11 protein-coding genes are annotated in these 12150 nt (G+C 42.4%); 5 read left to right on the top strand and 6 right to left on the bottom strand.

Features of this window, described 5'->3' with window-relative positions:
* Positions 1-16: 16 nt before the first annotated feature.
* A complete protein-coding gene (locus DQN58_RS00995) occupies positions 17-1537 on the bottom strand; it encodes an ABC transporter permease (RefSeq protein ID WP_006719460.1) in 1521 nt (506 codons plus the stop codon).
* Positions 1538-1831: 294 nt separating this feature from the next.
* On the opposite strand from DQN58_RS00995, the gene DQN58_RS00990 reads away from it, so the two are divergent.
* Entirely contained in the window at positions 1832-4108 is a 2277-nt protein-coding gene (locus DQN58_RS00990; RefSeq protein WP_006719458.1) for an SEL1-like repeat protein, read from the top strand.
* 171 nt (positions 4109-4279) lie between these two features.
* Here DQN58_RS00990 and DQN58_RS00985 read toward each other — a convergent pair whose 3' ends face one another.
* From DQN58_RS00985 to hflD, 3 genes are all read right to left on the bottom strand, one after another.
* Positions 4280-5278: an iron ABC transporter substrate-binding protein gene (locus DQN58_RS00985; protein WP_006719454.1), complete on the bottom strand. Its 999-nt coding sequence runs from the start codon at positions 5276-5278 to the stop codon at positions 4280-4282.
* A 224-nt stretch (positions 5279-5502) separates the two neighbouring features.
* The gene (gene purB, locus DQN58_RS00980; RefSeq protein WP_032997996.1) at positions 5503-6870 is read right to left on the bottom strand and encodes an adenylosuccinate lyase; all 1368 of its coding nucleotides are present in this window, start codon (positions 6868-6870) and stop codon (positions 5503-5505) included.
* 16 nt (positions 6871-6886) lie between these two features.
* On the bottom strand, positions 6887-7498 hold the full coding sequence (gene hflD / locus DQN58_RS00975) for a high frequency lysogenization protein HflD (RefSeq protein ID WP_006719450.1): 612 nt from the start codon (positions 7496-7498) through the stop codon (positions 6887-6889).
* Between the two features lie 125 nt (positions 7499-7623).
* Between hflD and DQN58_RS00970 the strand changes: the two genes are divergently transcribed.
* Positions 7624-8040 (top strand): copper chaperone PCu(A)C, encoded by a 417-nt coding sequence (locus DQN58_RS00970; protein WP_032997995.1) that lies wholly within the window; start codon positions 7624-7626, stop codon positions 8038-8040.
* Positions 8041-8136: 96 nt separating this feature from the next.
* On the opposite strand, the gene DQN58_RS00965 is transcribed toward DQN58_RS00970, so the two are convergent.
* Both DQN58_RS00965 and trmB read right to left on the bottom strand, forming a co-directional pair.
* Positions 8137-8475 (bottom strand): YggL family protein, encoded by a 339-nt coding sequence (locus DQN58_RS00965; RefSeq protein WP_006719446.1) that lies wholly within the window; start codon positions 8473-8475, stop codon positions 8137-8139.
* A gap of 30 nt (positions 8476-8505) precedes the next feature.
* Positions 8506-9273 carry a tRNA (guanosine(46)-N7)-methyltransferase TrmB gene (trmB, locus tag DQN58_RS00960; RefSeq protein ID WP_032997994.1) on the bottom strand — a complete coding sequence of 256 codons (768 nt, stop codon included), beginning with the start codon at positions 9271-9273 and terminating at the stop codon, positions 8506-8508.
* Between the two features lie 301 nt (positions 9274-9574).
* Here trmB and mutY point away from each other — a divergent pair, with 301 nt between their 5' ends.
* Genes mutY through mltC form a run of 3 tightly spaced genes read left to right on the top strand, consistent with a single transcriptional unit; the run spans position 9575 to position 12047 of the window.
* On the top strand, positions 9575-10714 hold the full coding sequence (gene mutY / locus DQN58_RS00955) for an A/G-specific adenine glycosylase (RefSeq protein ID WP_032997993.1): 1140 nt from the start codon (positions 9575-9577) through the stop codon (positions 10712-10714).
* A complete protein-coding gene (locus DQN58_RS00950) occupies positions 10692-10967 on the top strand; it encodes an oxidative damage protection protein (protein ID WP_006719440.1) in 276 nt (91 codons plus the stop codon). Before mutY ends, DQN58_RS00950 begins: the two co-directional genes overlap by 23 nt.
* 3 nt (positions 10968-10970) lie before the next feature.
* Positions 10971-12047, top strand: coding sequence for a membrane-bound lytic murein transglycosylase MltC (gene mltC / locus DQN58_RS00945; RefSeq protein WP_006719438.1), 1077 nt, complete (start codon positions 10971-10973; stop codon positions 12045-12047).
* Positions 12048-12150 lie beyond the last annotated feature (103 nt).

Below are 12150 nucleotides of genomic sequence, written 5' to 3'. Positions count from 1 at the left end.
GAAGTTTGTATTGTCATTATTTAAACGCATATTTTTTCAATAAAAACACCGGAATGCCGGAAAATAGCACTAACATCACGGCATAAGGTGTGGCGGCGGCATATTGGGCATCGCTGGTGTATTCCCAAACGGCGATGGATAAGGTTTTGATGTCGTTCGGGGTGAGTAATAAGGTGGCGGTGAGTTCTTTCATCAGGTTTAGAAACACCAACGCAAACGCACCGGTAATGCCCGGCAACATGGCGGGAATGGTGAGCGTGCGGAAAATATAAAAATGACTACGTCCAAGGCTTTGCCCCACTTTTTCTACATTGTCGGATATTTGTTCCAAGGAGCTACGCAATGTGGTTTGCGCCATCGGCAAATACAACATGAAATAGGCGACCACCACCATGAGGAACGTTTGGTAGAAAGAATAAGCATAGTTAATGGTGAAATACACCAATGACAAGGCGATAACCAAACCCGGCACGGCGTGCAATAAATAAGGCAGGCGGTCAATCCACACGGTGAGGCGGTTGCGATAACGCACGGCGCTCCAAACGAGCGGCAGGGCGCAAAGCACGGTGAGCCCCGCGCCTAAACCGGAAACCATCAAGGAATTGCTGAAGGCTTCGAAAAAGGCGGAAAAATCCACCTCACTTTCAATAGACGTGCCTACAAACATCCAGTGAATCAACATGATGAGTGGCACACCGATGCTGAGGATAAAAATTGTGAGGAAAAAAATAACAGTCAAGAATTGCTTGCCGGCGGTTAAATTTTTCACCGGATAAGGGCGAGTCACCCCTTTGCCGCTGTTATACAGGATTTGTTGTCCACGAAAGAAAATTTCGCCGAACACGATCAAGGCACAAATCACCATTAACACCGCCGACAGTAACGCCGCCGTATTGTTGTTAAAGGCCATTTCATACTCTTGGAAAATAGCCGTGGTGAAGGTTTGATAATTCAAAATAGACACGGCACCGAATTCCACCAATGTATGTAATGCGATTAATAAAATACTGCTGCCGATAGCCGGTTTTAACTGGGGGAATATGGCATACCAAAAGGTATCGCGACGGCTTTTGCCGAGAGAAAGACTGACTTCCTCCAATGACCGATCCAGCCGTTTTAACGTGGCGGCAACAGGCAAATAGGCAAGCGGAAAATAGCTTAAGGTCATAATGCCGATCGTACCCCAAAAGCCCTCAACGCTAAAAGTGAGACTAATCCATGTGAAACAACTGACAAAGGCAGGAATACAAAGCGGCAATGTCATCGCCACCTGAAAAAAAGGCTTACCCCAAAAGCGATAGCGTTCTAACAAAAAGGCGCAAACCGTACCGAGGATGATGGAAAATGTCGTCACGCACACCATCAGCAATAACGTATTGCTCAACAGCTCCCACATACGCGGTCGCCAAAGTAACTCAATGCTGCGTACCCAACCCACATCAACCGCCCGAACCACCACATAGAGAAACGGTAGAATCAACGGCAAGCTGATCAGAATAATCAAGGCGGTCAGCCAAAACGGAGGATTACGGTTCAAGGGCTTGTCCTTTTTAGTATTGGGTTCAAATTAATGGTTCGGGTTGGAAGAGCAATATACCAAATTCCGGCGCTTATCTATACTTGCTGAAAGCCATTGTTGCCACAAATTAGCTATATGAAAATCTCTTCATTTTGTTTTCAGCGCACTATTATAGCTTCCTTTTCAGAATTAAAATCATTAAAATTTGCATGGATATTTTCGGGATAATATAAACAAACTTAATGAGTTATGTCATTTTCATTACTAACGAAATTTGATTTCCGTTAAGGCATTTTCATAAGGAATAAAACAATGAGTGTTGATGATTTAATTAAAGAAGGTGTGGGTTTATTCAAAAGTAATAATTTTGATCAAGCAATTGCAAAATTTAATCAGGCTTTGGATGAGATTGAAGATAAAAACTCTCAACTTGAGGAACAAAATAATATTCAATTTTGGCTTGGTCGTTGTTATTTCGAGCAGGCAATAAAGGTTAAAGACATAAGGGAAGCGAAGGATTTATTTGCCCAAGCCGTTAAGTATCACCAAGAGGAACTCAAACTTGCCAAAAAGCTGACTGATGAGCAAATAAGCATTCAAAAGCAAATCAATGCTCAATCTTGGCTTGGTCGTTGTTATTTAGAGCAGGCACTGAAGGTTAAAGACATAAGGGAAGCGAAGGATTTATTTGCTCAAGCCGTTAAGTATCACCAAGAGCAACTCAAACTAGCCGAACAGCTGACTGATAAGCAAATAAGCATTCAAAAGCAAATCAATGCCCAATTTAGGCTTGGTCGTTGTTATTTAGAGCAGGCACTGAAGGTTAAAGACATAAGGGAAGCGAAGGATTTATTTGCCCAAGCCGTTAAGTATCATCAAGAGCAACTCAAACTAGCCGAACAGCTGACTGATAAGCAAATAAGCATTCAAAAGCAAATCAATGCCCAATCTTGGCTTGGTGGTTGTTATTTTGAGCAGGCACGGAAGGTTAGAGATATAACGGAGGCGAAAGGGTTATTTGCCCAAGCTATTGAGCACAACCAAGAGCAACTTAAACTAGCCGAACAGTTAACTGATGAGCAAACAAGAATTCAACAGCAAATCAATGCCCAATTTGGGCTTGGTCGTTGTTATTTCGAGCAGGCACTGAAGGTTAAAGACATAAGGGAAGCGAAGGATTTATTTGCCCAAGCCGTTAAGTATCACCAAGAGCAACTCGAACTAGCCGAACAGCTGACTGATAAGCAAATAAGCATTCAAAAGCAAATTAATGCTCAATCTTGGCTTGGTGGTTGTTATTTAGAACAGGCAATGAAGGTTAAAGACATAAGTGAAGCAAAGGGTTTATTTTTACAAGCAATTGAGTATTTCAGAAAGCAGCTCGAACTAGCCGAACAGCTGACTGATAAGCAAATAAGCATTCAAAAGCAAATCAATGCTCAATCTGGAATTAAACATTGTTCCAGAAATATTGACTTTCTTGAAACGAACTGGGAGGGTTATTTTAATGAGAAAAAGCAAGAGATACATGAGTTTTTATTTTCAAATGAGAATAACATCCTAGATGAAAAACTAAAGAAAGCAATTTCTACTGTTTTAGCAGTTTTACATATTCCTCCGATTGAACTGGGTTTAACTCCGCTTGCGCATTACGCGTCTTCCTCAGTGTGTAACAAACTGTTTGGTGTTGTTAATGAGGATGATTCTAGCCCAATGAGAATAGGCAGTTCTTCTTATATGAATGATCCTTCTGAGGGAGAAGGGTTACTGGAATTGTTATCGCTACAAGATTTGGAATTAGAAAATAAAACGGATTGTTTACACCACAATGCTTTTTTTGCCTGCTTTTCTAGCCGGGTGAACGATTTGAATCAATTCCGTCTGTATGGCAAAGAAGATGGGGTTGAAGCTTCGGGCTGTTGTTTGGTATTCAATAAAAACGGAGATTGGCTAAAAGTACCTGACATTTCAGCACCCTTCCGTAGTATTACCAAAAATCAGGACGAAAATTTAGCTGAATTTAAGGAGGCTAATATTTCCAATGTGGAATACGAAAACCTACCACTTTATCAAGTTGCTTATATCGCATATAAAGATGAATACATTGCTGAAGAAAAATGTCAAAGATGGCTAGATAACTCATTTGGAATCTGTTTGAAGACGATAGGTGGAAATAAAGATTGGCATAATTTTCGTCTTGATCAACTTAAAGAGGCTCTACAAGAGCTTATTGGCTTTTTTAAGGAGAAAGACCATGTTAATGATAAAAACAAAAATGCGTTGGAATATATTCGCTATTTATTCAAAGACTTTGCTTTTCGTGATGAAGAAGAATTCCGTGTGCTAAAAATGGCAGAAATCGGCTCGGAAGAGATTAAATATTGCAAAACGACTCAATCTATTTATTTACCTTATGCTGATATCAGCAACGTAGTAGATGAAGTGATTTTGGGCACCAATTATGAGAAAACCAATAGCAGACACAAAGTAGAAGTATTTCAACATCAAATGAGACAAAAATGCCCAAATGTGAAGATTTCTCGTTCATCATTGCCAATTTATGCGAACCCTCCGATTAAGAAAGACTAAAACCAAAAAGCTTCCATCTTATTGGAAGCTTTTTCTTGTTTAGCTATTATTCTTCTTACAACAAAAAAACACCCGAAAAACGCGTTGAAAAACGACCGCACTTTCAGGTGGCTTTTTATATTTTTAACCGTATCCACGGTATTTCATTTTGAGAGATACCGTGGGATGTGATTATTTTAATCCGGCCTGTTCAATTAATTTATTGGCTTTTTCTTTGTCTTGTGCTGTTGTTGCGGTGACTTCAGGGGCTTCTAGTTTTGCGTAAGGTTCCATGTTGAATGGAGAAACCACGTCAGCGCGCAATGGGTATTCTGCGCGGACAGCCACAAGCGCTTCTTGGCCTTTTTTGCTGGCTAAGAATTCGACGAATTTTTTCGCTTCTTCTTTATTTTTGGAGCCTTTTAACACTGCAGCACCGGAGTAAGTGACTAATGCGCCCGGATCTTGGTGACGAATGAAGTATAAACGGGAGTTTAATTTATCTTCGCCTTTTTCTTTTGCTAAGGCATACCAATAATAGTTGTTAATCAACGCAGCCGGCACTTCGCCATTTTCGACAGCTTGTAATGCTACGCTGTTTTTCGCATAGAGTTTGCCATTTTCTTTCAAGCCTTTTAGCCAGTCTAATGCCGCTTTTTCGCCTTTTAGTTTGGTGATGGCTACAACTTGTTCTAAGAACGCACCGGAAGTCGGCACATAACCGATTTTATCTTTCCATTTTGGCGTAGCGTAATCTAACACGGATTTTTCCATGTCTTTTTCGGAGAGTTTATTTTTATCATAAACCACCACACGGGAACGACCGCTTAAGGCAATCCAGTCTTTTTTCGGTGCTACCGGTACGCCCTTGTATTGGGTTTGTTTAATGATGTCTGCAGAGAGGGGTTCAAGTAGATCTGCGTCGGATAATCCAACAAAGGAGGCGACTTGTTCGGTATAGAATACATCAGCCGGGGTTTTGTCTCCTTCTTCTTTTAACTGACCGGCAAGCTGTTCGCTTTTAGCGCTGTTTAAAGTGACTTTAATACCGGTTTCTTTGGTAAAGGCTTCGGTGACTGCTTTAGCTGCTTCTTTGTGTTGACCGTTATACACGGTGATGTCAGCGAAAGCAGCGCTAGAGAATGCCAATGCTGCGGTAAGTGTTGCTAGTTTTAATGCGCTAAGTTTCATAAATGCTCCTTTTAAAAGATGTTTATTCAAATAGATTTTGCCTAAATGGCAAATTTGAACGGTGTCTATTCTAGGGGGATATTTGTATAAATGCAAATTGTTCTCAATATTAAGATTTGGTGGTGAGAGTGAAAAGTGCGGTCGTTTTTTTCGTGAATTTTGGACTGAGAAAAGCGTAAAAAGAAAAACGGTCGTATTAAATACGACCGTTTTTGTTAATGATGTTACAGTTTTTCCACCAACTGTACTGCGGCACCGATATAGCTTGCCGGTGTAAGTTGTTGCAAGCGTGCTTTTTCTTCTGCCGGAATGTCTAATTTCTCAATAAAATCAAACATCGCTTTAGCATCGACGCGTTTGCCGCGGGTGAGTTCTTTTAGTTTTTCGTACGGTTTTTCAATGCCGTAACGACGCATCACGGTTTGAATCGGTTCGGCGAGCACTTCCCAGTTTTGATCCAATTCTTCACGTAAATGGGCTTCATTCACTTCTAATTTGCTGATGCCTTTTTGGGTCGCCGCATAGGCGATTAAGCAGTAGCCTAAACCTACGCCAAGGTTGCGCAACACGGTGGAATCCGTTAAATCGCGTTGCCAACGGGAAATCGGCAATTTACTGCCTAAGTGTGCCATCACGGCATTTGCCAAACCAAGGTTACCTTCGGAGTTTTCGAAGTCGATTGGGTTGACTTTGTGTGGCATGGTAGAAGAACCGATTTCACCGGCGATGGTGCGTTGTTTGAAATGATTTAATGCGATGTAACCCCACAGGTCGCGGTCAAAGTCGATCACAATCGTGTTAAAACGTGCCACGCAATCGAACAATTCGGCGATGTAGTCATGAGGTTCGATTTGGGTCGTGTACGGGTTCCATGTGATTCCTAAAGAAGTCACAAATTCTTCGCTGAAGGTATGCCAATCAATATTTGGGTAAGCGGATAAATGGGCGTTATAGTTGCCCACGGCGCCGTTGATTTTGCCAAGAATATCGATTTGTTGTAACTGTTTGTATTGGCGTCTTAAACGATACACCACGTTGGCCATTTCTTTGCCCACGGTGGTTGGCGATGCCGGTTGACCGTGCGTGCGGGAAAGCAATGGAATGGTTTTATATTGCTCGGCAAGTGCGGTGATTTTTTCGATTAAATTTTGCCATTCAGGTAATAACACTTCTTCACGCGCGGTGTTTAACATTAAGGCGTGGGAAAGGTTGTTGATGTCTTCGGAGGTGCAGGCAAAGTGAATAAATTCACTGATTGCCGCCAATTCAGGCAATGCTGCGCTTTTTTCTTTAAGGAAATATTCCACTGCTTTCACATCGTGGTTGGTGGTTTTTTCAATTTCTTTAATGCGCTCGGCATCTTCAATAGCAAATTTAGTGACAATTTGGTTAAGGTAATCGTTTGCTTCTTTTGACAAAGAAGGCACTTCGGCGATTTGTGCGGTCGCCGCCAATTTTTGTAACCAACGAACTTCCACCGTGACGCGGAATTTTAATAATCCGAATTCGCTGAAAATATGACGTAAACGGGCGGTTTTGTCTTGATAACGACCATCAATCGGGGAAAGTGCGGTTAGCGCGCTAAGTTGCATAGATGAAAGCTCCATATTAAAGAGAAGAGAGAATGTGTTGTGCCGTGGTGGCGATTTTGCGACGGAAAAACAGCAGTTGCCATTTGGTGCCGCCCACTTGTTGCCACAAAATAGCAGAACGGATGCCGGCTAATAACGCGGTGCGAATGCGATTTTGTGTGCCTAAATGTTGTAAATATTGAGTAACGCCGGTTACTTGAATTCGGCGACCTAACGGGCTGATAACGTCCACATAAATGCCGGCAAGGTTAGACAACATCTGTTCGTCGAGTAAGTGGTAATGTTCCAGCTGTGTGGGTAAATATTGAATGCGGCGTGCCAATTCTTGTTTGGCTTCCGGGGTTTTGTTGAGTTTTGCCGCCAATGCTAACAGACTGAGCCAATAACGACCTAGTTCCGGCTCGCTGCCGTTAAGCTGTTCGCAAAGTGTGGTTAACCCCAATTTCAGGTTGTTTAGATCGCCGCCAAAAACATCCAATGCTGTATCCGGTGCGGTTTGTAGCAAACTGTTTAAACCGGTTTCTAATGCCGTTGAGTCCGCTTCACCATTTAACGCCAGTTGTTGTACGAGTTTCGCTGCTTGGCAGACGCCGGCTAGGGCGAGTGTAATGTCGTAATAATTTGCCATTGAGGTTTTAGAATTGCATAAAATAGGTATGAAAAAGTGGGCGGTAATATAGCATTTTTCTGCTATATTTTAAAGGCAATCGGCAATGCCGACGAAATCAATAAGAAATGAAAAAGGAGAAAACGATGCGATGTATTTTTAAAACGTTGTTTTTTATGACCGCACTTTTGCCTCTTGGCGCATTGGCAAAAATCAGTGTGACCAATCCGATCATTTTTGCAACCCAACAGGCGGGTGAACCAACGGCTGTTTTTATGGAATTGCATAATGACGGTAACGAAGCCGTTAATCTTGCGATGGTGCAGAGCAGTCAGCCGGCAAATTTGGTTTTGCACGGCACACAAAACGGCAAAATGATCACCTCGGACGGCATTGAAATTCCTGCTAAAGGTAACGTAAAACTGAAGCCGGGCGGTTTGCATATTATGGTGTTTGATTCTGCTACGGCTTTGCAGGCTGGGGGACATTTTCCGCTGACGTTGCTGTTTGATAATGGTGAGAAAATTCAAGTTAAGGCGAATGTCGTTAAGTATTCACAGTAATATTCTGTAAAAAGACTTAAAAAAATGACCGCACTTTTTATTGCTCTTTGTGAGCGCAGAAAGTGCGGTCTGTTTTTTAGCTATTTTTAATAGCGATTATTTTGTTGGGTAATCCCACCAAATATCAAATAATTCGCTAACTTCCACTTGTTGTAAGCCGTTTTGCGTTAACCAGTTTTTCACTAATTCTTGGTGAGACGCATCGCATTTACCGATTTTTTCTAAGCACACTAAACCTTCCCAGTGTAAGTAGCCGCTGCCTTCGTAAGCCAAACCGTTTTGTTGGATCACTTCGCTGATGAAGCGGTCAACGGTGCTGTCGATTTGTTCTACGGAAGTACCTTCAGCAAATTGCCATTGCACTAAAAAGCCTAATTCTTGGAATTCGGCGATATGCATTTTTTTGCGTTGTCTTTGGTTGCGTTTAATAGCCATGATGATTTCCTTCTATTGAGGTGGATGAAATTAAGATTTGATGAAATACAGATCCCATACGCCGTGGCCAAGACGGTGACCACGTTGTTCAAATTTGGTCAACGGGCGAAAATCAGGGCGAGGGATGTAGTCGTTTGTGTCTGACGTATTGCGTAATTGCGGATATTGTTGCAACACGTCCAACATATGTTCCGCATAGTTTTGCCAGTCGGTTGCCATGTGAATGAAAGCACCTGCCTGCAATTTATTTAATAAACGGTCGATAAAGTGCGGTTGTACGATACGGCGTTTGTGATGTCTCGCTTTATGCCACGGATCCGGGAAAAACAGTTGTAACCCGCCGAGACTTTGATCGGCAATGCTGTCACGCAGAATTTCAGTGGCATCGTGGCAAATAACGCGTAAATTAGTGACGCCTTTTTCTACGGCATAAGCGATACAAGCGCCTACACCCGGTGTATGCACTTCAATGCCTAAGTAGTTTTTATCCGGATTTTGCGCTGCCATTTCCACCAGTGAGCTGCCCATGCCGAAGCCAATTTCCAAAATTACTGGATTGTCGTTGCCGTAAATTGCATTAAAATCAAATGGCTGCGGTTGATAGTCCAAGCCGAGTGCGGCCCAGTTTTGGTTCATGGCGTTTTTTTGATAATCGCTTAAGCGTCCGGTGCGTAACACGAAGCTGCGCACTTTGCGTTTATAACGTCCGTCTTCGGTAAACTCGGCAGCTTCAACGGTTTTGCGTTTTTGGTCGGCAAAAGTCGGTTGAATGGAATGTTCTGGTTGCGTTTCTAACATGAATTCTTTGAAGTTGAAATTATTGTCTGCGGAAAATTTTAGCGGCTGATTATAGGCTGTTTCCAATGCATTAGCAATTTAGCCCGGTTAAACCCTAAGAGATTTCTTGAAGTTTGCTGAAGGTGCATTGTACTTTGTGATAAACTTTGCCGGTTTTTGAGTTATCAAGCGGTTAAAAAACAGCGAATATTTTACACACAATTGAATTAAATTAGGTTATTTGCCACCTTGGATTGGCGGCAAATTGACGCTTAAAAACATTGTTTTTTACGACCGTACTTTTATGAATATATCAGGATTTATGCTCGCTCAATCATCTCCCCATGCGCCTTTTGCACATGCCGTACTGTCGTGGTATGCCAAGTTCGGGCGAAAAAATTTGCCGTGGCAACAACATAAAACCTTGTATGGCGTTTGGTTGTCAGAAGTGATGCTGCAGCAAACGCAGGTGGCAACGGTCATTCCGTATTTTGAGCGTTTTGTTAAAACGTTCCCCAATTTGACCGCACTTGCTGATGCGCCGTTAGACGAGGTACTGCATTTGTGGACGGGCTTGGGTTATTACGCGCGGGCGCGAAATTTGCATAAAGCCGCGCAAATCATGCGTGATCAATATGGCGGTATGTTTCCGACAGAATTTGAACAAGTCTGGGCATTGCCAGGCGTGGGGCGAAGCACGGCGGGGGCAGTGTTATCTTCTTGTTTGAATGCGCCTTATCCCATTTTGGACGGTAACGTGAAGCGGGTGTTATCCCGTTATTTTGCCATAGACGGTTGGCCTGGTGAGAAGAAAACGGAAGACCGTTTGTGGCAGTTAACGGCTCAGGTGACGCCAACGGAACAGGTGGCGGATTTCAATCAGGCAATGATGGATCTTGGCGCAATGGTATGTACGCGAACCAAGCCAAAGTGCGATCTTTGCCCGCTAAAAAAGGATTGTCGAGCAAATGCCGAACAAAATTGGCTGGCTTACCCCGGCAAAAAACCGAAAAAAACGCTACCGGAACGGGAAAGTTATTTCTTGTTGTTAGAACAAAACGGCAAGATTGCGTTGGAACAACGGGAAAATAGCGGCTTGTGGGGCGGGTTGTATTGTTTCCCACAATTTACTGAAAAGCAGGCGTTGCTAGCTTATTTGGCGGCAAACGGGATTAAGCAATATCAGGAATGGCCGGCATTTCGCCATACGTTTAGCCATTTTCATTTAGATATTTATCCAATTTATGCGCAAGTTGGCGGCTTAACCGAGACCGCAGATGTGGATTGTTCCCCTTGGAAAAAAGTGCCGGAAAAGACGGAGGAATATCAATCAGACCTGTTAAGTGCGGTCAAATATTGGTATGATCCGCAGCATCCTGAACCTATCGGGTTGGCAACGCCCGTGAAGAATTTATTAACTCAATATGTAAGGAATCATTATGGCAAGAATGGTATTTTGTGAACGTTTAAAACAAGAAGCTGAAGGGTTGGATTTTCAGTTATATCCGGGTGAATTGGGTAAACGTATTTTTGATTCTATTAGTAAACAGGCATGGGGCGAATGGATGAAAAAACAAACCATGTTGGTGAATGAGAAAAAATTAAACATGATGAATGCGGATCATCGTAAGTTATTGGAACAGGAAATGGTTAGCTTTCTTTTTGAAGGCAAAGATGTGCATATTGAAGGTTACACTCCTCCTGAAGCGAAATAAAAAATGAAGAAGTATTTAATTTTAGCCCTTATCCCTTTTTTATATGCTTGTGGCGGCGGTTCGCATCATCGGGGATTGGATTACGATGAAGCTTTTGCGAAAGATACCCGTGGATTGGATATTTTAACCGGACAATTTGCCAATAATATCGACCGCATCTGGGGGGTAAACGAGCTGTTGGTCGCAAGTCGTAAGGACTATGTGAAATATACGGATCGTTATTTTACCCGTAGCCATGTGAGTTTTGATGAAGGTTTGATTACCATCGAAACGCAGGCAGATTTAAACCGTTTACATAATGCTATCGTGCATACATTATTGATGGGGTCTGATGCGAATGGCATCGATTTATTTGCCTCCGGTGATGTGCCGATTAGTTCTCGTCCTTTCTTGGTTGGACAGGTGATCGATAACCGTGGCGGCTCTATTGCGGATCAGTTTGCCGCAAGTAATTTCGCCACGTATTTAATTCAAAATAAATTGCAAACGCGTCGTTTATCGAATGGCAATCAAGTGCAATTTGTGGTGATTCCAATGATTGCTAATCACGTGGAAGTACGTGCACAAAAATATTTACCGATTGTGCGTAAAGTTGCGCGTCGTTATGGATTAGATGAAAGTTTAATTCTGGGCATTATGCAAACGGAATCGAGCTTTAACCCGTATGCGATAAGCTATGCTAACGCCATGGGCTTAATGCAAGTGGTACCGCACACCGCGGGACGTGATGTGTTCCAAATGAAAGGCATGAGTGGTCAACCAAGTAAAAATTATTTGTTTGCTCCTGAGAAAAACATTGATGCCGGTGCTGCGTATTTATGGTTGCTACAAAATAAATACTTAGATGGTATTACGAATCCGACATCAAAACGCTTTGCCATGATTTCGGCGTATAACAGCGGTGCCGGTGCGGTATTGCGTGTATTTAACGATGATAAAGAGATGGCCATGATGAAAATTAACCAGCTTTATCCGGAACAAGTGTATCGTATTTTGACTACTAGCCACCCATCTGCGCAGGCGCGAAATTATTTGGTGAAAGTTGATAAAGCGCAAAAGAGCTATCGTGTCAGACGTTAATCGCAATCTTTTGTGAAATTTATTGCCCGCTTAATAAATATTGAGCGGGTTTTCTTTTTATATAAGAAGTAAATATTTTTCGATAAATGTAGCATTTATGTAC

Source organism: Aggregatibacter segnis ATCC 33393, assembly GCF_900476035.1.
Lineage (GTDB): Bacteria > Pseudomonadota > Gammaproteobacteria > Enterobacterales > Pasteurellaceae > Aggregatibacter > Aggregatibacter segnis.
Note: the sequence above shows the minus strand (reverse complement) of the source record. Positions and strands in the feature narration are given on the sequence as shown.

What these genes read in the sequence shown, in the direction of transcription:
- DQN58_RS00990 (WP_006719458.1), top strand. Translation starts at nt 1,832, where the DNA reads ATGAGTGTTGATGATTTAATTAAAGAAGGTGTGGGTTTATTCAAAAGT.
- DQN58_RS00985 (WP_006719454.1), bottom strand. Translation starts at nt 5,278, where the DNA reads ATGAAACTTAGCGCATTAAAACTAGCAACACTTACCGCAGCATTGGCA.
- purB (WP_032997996.1), bottom strand. Translation starts at nt 6,870, where the DNA reads ATGCAACTTAGCGCGCTAACCGCACTTTCCCCGATTGATGGTCGTTAT.
- hflD (WP_006719450.1), bottom strand. Translation starts at nt 7,498, where the DNA reads ATGGCAAATTATTACGACATTACACTCGCCCTAGCCGGCGTCTGCCAA.
- DQN58_RS00970 (WP_032997995.1), top strand. Translation starts at nt 7,624, where the DNA reads ATGCGATGTATTTTTAAAACGTTGTTTTTTATGACCGCACTTTTGCCT.
- DQN58_RS00965 (WP_006719446.1), bottom strand. Translation starts at nt 8,475, where the DNA reads ATGGCTATTAAACGCAACCAAAGACAACGCAAAAAAATGCATATCGCC.
- trmB (WP_032997994.1), bottom strand. Translation starts at nt 9,273, where the DNA reads ATGTTAGAAACGCAACCAGAACATTCCATTCAACCGACTTTTGCCGAC.
- mutY (WP_032997993.1), top strand. Translation starts at nt 9,575, where the DNA reads ATGCTCGCTCAATCATCTCCCCATGCGCCTTTTGCACATGCCGTACTG.
- DQN58_RS00950 (WP_006719440.1), top strand. Translation starts at nt 10,692, where the DNA reads ATGGCAAGAATGGTATTTTGTGAACGTTTAAAACAAGAAGCTGAAGGG.
- mltC (WP_006719438.1), top strand. Translation starts at nt 10,971, where the DNA reads ATGAAGAAGTATTTAATTTTAGCCCTTATCCCTTTTTTATATGCTTGT.